The organism is Photorhabdus sp. CRCIA-P01 (assembly GCF_003545805.1).
Lineage (GTDB): Bacteria > Pseudomonadota > Gammaproteobacteria > Enterobacterales > Enterobacteriaceae > Photorhabdus > Photorhabdus antumapuensis.
This window is the reverse complement of record NZ_NMQR01000109.1, coordinates 1-4,122: the sequence shown is the minus strand read 5'-3', so window position 1 is coordinate 4,122 and position 4,122 is coordinate 1. Positions and strand designations below refer to the sequence as shown.

Sequence of the window (4,122 nt, the reverse complement as noted above, 5' to 3'; positions counted from 1 at the left end):
GGCATCTGCGGCGATTTAGTGTTCTGTTGCGTCATCTTCAGCTTCCCCATCAGGCGTCAGCACCGCTGGATTTAACATCACATGCAGGTCAACCTGACTATCACTTGGCATTGAACCCGCTGACCACCAGGATTCACTGGTACGGTAATGTTTACGCATTTCATCAGCGATTTTTTGCAGACTTGCCGGCATCAGGTCATCATCATCGGCTGCTGGCAACGGCATGCGGATCTTCCATAACCGTCCCCCTTCAAGCAGAGCAAATGCCTGACCTTTCGGCAAGTTAATCACTTCGGCAGGCGTAATTAACGGCGTTCTGATCGTGCTAACCCGATCCTGAGTGTTAGAAGTAAAATGACCACCCTGCTCTGGACTGGAGATATCGGTAATCCCGGAGACCAAAGTTTTGGTATAGACCTCTACCTCCGGCAACTGGCGGGTTAACAGTTCGGCTGTGTTGTTTTCCCTAACCCGCAACATGACTAAGGTATTAAAACTTCCTGTTACCTGTGCCGCTTTAGCACTACTGCCAATACGTGCTTCAATATCGGACAAGGTCTGCGTATAAGCGGTTACCTCTATCCCTGCGCCCCCACCTTTGTTAATCAGAGGAATAAATTCATCGCCCATCAGTTCATTGAATTCATCACAATGTAAGCTAATAGGGAGTTTTCTCGTTTTGCCTTCTGGTAAACCATCATCCAAACCAAATTTGTAGATATGACCTGCAACAGAAACCAAGTCTGCGAACATAGAATTACCTACTGCCGAAGCCACTTCTGCATCCGATAAAGCGTCCAGCCCCACATAGACGATACCTTTCTTACGTATCACTTGTTGCCAGTCAAAGATAGGACGCGGATCATTCATATCCGTGTAATCTGGCGCCAACAGAGCAGCTATTTTCCCCGTGGTCAGCTTTTCCAATAATGGCAACAGGGATGCCACAATTTTGTCAAAGTAGGTGCGATCATAACGAACCGCACTGCGCAACCCGTCCAGTATCGGATCGTAGAGTTTTTTCCCCGCTTCTGAGCTTAGTGCCATTTCAATCGCCCAGATTTTCACTGCATTCGTCTGCCCCTGCATATTGCGTGGCAAATCGTCTTCCGTCAGCAGACCCAGGCTTTTCTCCACCTGCGTCCATAACATAGGCAGGCATTGCCTGATAATTTTTTCAGCATACGTTTCATACAATTCCCCAATATTGGTGACATAGCGTAATATCAGGGTGTAATCCGGTCTCTGCCCCAGAGCCACCAAGGCGCGGGTAACGATATTGACAAAACGCCAGGCAAATTCACGAAAAGCAGCACTATTACCCGCCCCACTCAATTGTCCCGCTATACGAGAAGCGACTTCTGAAACCTGACCAAAACGTCCGACAGCATTATAGCGAGCACTAATATCCGGCCAGCCCAGATGAAACACCTGGAATTCATCTTCCCGTCCAGCACGATGCGCTTCCGCCCACATTCGTTTGAGCAGGTCTGCATCCCCTTTCGGATCAAACACAATCGTGATATTACCTCGCCGGATATCCTGCGTGATGAGTAGTTCTGCCAGTCGGGTCTTACCAACACGGGTTGTACCGAGTACTAGCATATGGCCAACCCGCTCGCACAGGTCCATTGATACATTAACCTCTTCCGGCTCAATGCCATGCAATGCCGGATTACCTCCTACCGGCGGCAATGGCCTCAGTGGATTCCACGGAGAATCACGTTGCGTCAGACGACATAAAGAAGGCAATGGGTACTCAAACCGCCGCTCAAATGCCCTCGCTAATTGATAGTACCGGGGAGGTTGAACATAATATTCGACTTCCGGGCGCAAGGTATCCAGAAATCGCTGTGTATGTTTTTGTTGCCAAAGAAACCCTTTCCCCAGAAACAATCTCTGATGACTGACGGGCACCTGGTGGCTGGCCATCACATAACGGGGCAATCGTCGGATATTGCGCCGGTAGTTCAGTACACGTAGCCCCTGCCGGAATCGGAGACCTGATAACACGCCAAAACCTGCCGCCATGACATAACTGACCGATGGTGACAATGCCACAGCCCACGGCGCTGCGATACAGACACCGGCGGCAACCGCCGAAACAACAGCGGTATTCAGCTCAACAGCCGGACGTAACCGTGCTTCAATCACATAACGATCGCTCATCTAGCCCGCCATAACACCACAATTGCCAACAACAATCCCAACAAAAGCACCGGGAAACTGTGTGGTAACACCAGTTCGGATAGTATAGGATGACGGGGCCACATCAACGCACCTGCTGGGTTAAACCAGTATCGGTAATCAACACTGGATAATGCTGTAAGCGCAAACGACGAGCCAAATCACTGCCGGAAGCGGGAGCTAATACCAAGCCCTCTGCAAGCTGACGCAGTTCATCCAGTTGTGTTTTATCCCGCACACTGACCAGCAACCCCACCGCCTGCTTTTTCCGAAGACCAACCAAATTTTTCTTCAACCACTGTTTTGACCGGGCATCATCCCCAATCATGAACAACGCCCCCATTCCCGGCAATTGCAACGGACGAGCGTCAACAGGTCCAGGAGACAATTCTGGTGTTTCCACCGGTAACATGCCTCCTTCGGTTAAATCCGACGGGGCCACCTCCGCATTTGAAGTGGCGGTCAGTTCATCATCCTGAGCATTAATGACATCAAAATATGCTGCCGTAGATTGTCCACCCAAATCAGCCACAATAGTCAGTGCAGCCTGAGAACAAGGTGTTAATATCATCATCATTAAAAATAAACGGTAGCGATAACGGGTTAAGTTATGGATTAACATCTTCTTTACTTTTCCTTCGGTTCAATCCAGGTCAGTGTCGTATTAGCTACAGCAATATTGGTGGATAAAACAGGATATCGGGTCTCCAGCGTGCTCAGTTTACGTGCGACGATTTTCCGATACTTACTCGCGGGCTGACCGCCAGCGGGATGGTGATAACAGCCTGCCGCATTCAACCAACTCCCCGGATTGGATTGATAACAGGTTTTCAGAATACGAGCGGCCACATGAAGATTAGTACAGGGGTCCAATGCATCCCAATAAGAACGAAAATAATGGCCGTTCCAGCCTAAATTCACTTGAGTAATCCCCACATCAATACGTTTGAGGGGTACGCTGCGCATAAATCCCTGCAACGCCTGCCAGACCGCCTGTCGTGTTGCATAACGATAACTTTTTCCAGCCACATTGAGCGTCCACGGCCAGGGACGTTCATGTTTCTCCTGTGGCAAACGTTTTGCTGATTCAGCCAGTGCCAACGCATAAAGCATTTCAGCGGGTACGCCATGCACCCGCGCAATCTGCTGATACCCAGGCGGCACAGTCTGCTTTACGGCGGCGGCTATACCCTCGGTCACCCAAAAAAGGCTGCCCGCCACAGCGAGACTCAAAATGCCACCACACGCCATCCGTCATTCTCATGTTGTAGCACGACCGGCATTTTCCCCTGACCAAATTGTCGCCAGCGCCCGTTGTCATGATTGAGTGTGATTTTTCGACTACGGACTTTTTCTGACGGAATATGATGTTTACCTGCCCAGGTACGTAAAACATCATCGTTGCCTTCACTATCCACCAGGTAAATATCCATTTCACGGTCAGCTGACAAGGCAGCAGCCAGCCGGGCATCACAGGCCGCACAATCCTCTTTCACAAACAACGCCAGCCGTCCCTGATTACCCTGTGCGATTCCGTCCCCCTTCCCTAAATTAACCGGCAAAATATTCGGTGCCAGACGTTTCCAGGCCGCATCCACCGCCCGCTGGAACGCCAGTTCCTTTTCAGCACGGACATATTCCTGCCTGACCCACAATTCTGCATAATGTTGACGCGCTTGTACTGTTTCTGCCTCAATGCCCAATGCACTCAACGGATCGAGTCCAGGAGACTGAATACCCCGTTGCCCCTGCATCAATTGCTGATAACGCTGAAATTCGGCTTCTGTCAGTCCCCATATTTGCGCCTGAATACGGTGGTTTTCAGCTTGCATGACCTGTTGCTGAGTCGCTTTCATTCCCGTCACTGTCTGTTCAGAGATAGCAACCTGTGCCACCGAGGCTGACAGGGGCATGACAACGCCAACCACGCCAACC

At 50.4% G+C, this 4,122-nt stretch carries 4 protein-coding genes; all 4 read right to left on the bottom strand.

What is annotated here, in order from left to right; translation table 11 throughout:
- Nucleotides 1-15: 15 nt before the first annotated feature.
- Nucleotides 16-2,169: a type IV conjugative transfer system coupling protein TraD gene (gene traD, locus D3222_RS23745; RefSeq protein ID WP_118988265.1), complete on the bottom strand. Its 2,154-nt coding sequence runs from the start codon at nucleotides 2,167-2,169 to the stop codon at nucleotides 16-18.
- A 103-nt stretch (nucleotides 2,170-2,272) separates the two neighbouring features.
- Nucleotides 2,273-2,809: an integrating conjugative element protein gene (locus D3222_RS23740; protein ID WP_118988264.1), complete on the bottom strand. Its 537-nt coding sequence runs from the start codon at nucleotides 2,807-2,809 to the stop codon at nucleotides 2,273-2,275.
- 5 nt (nucleotides 2,810-2,814) lie between these two features.
- A complete protein-coding gene (locus tag D3222_RS23735) occupies nucleotides 2,815-3,438 on the bottom strand; it encodes a transglycosylase SLT domain-containing protein (RefSeq protein WP_232832659.1) in 624 nt (207 codons plus the stop codon).
- Nucleotides 3,417-4,115: a TIGR03759 family integrating conjugative element protein gene (locus D3222_RS23730; protein ID WP_232832660.1), complete on the bottom strand. Its 699-nt coding sequence runs from the start codon at nucleotides 4,113-4,115 to the stop codon at nucleotides 3,417-3,419. The genes D3222_RS23735 and D3222_RS23730 overlap by 22 nt, the downstream gene beginning before the upstream one ends.
- Nucleotides 4,116-4,122 lie beyond the last annotated feature (7 nt).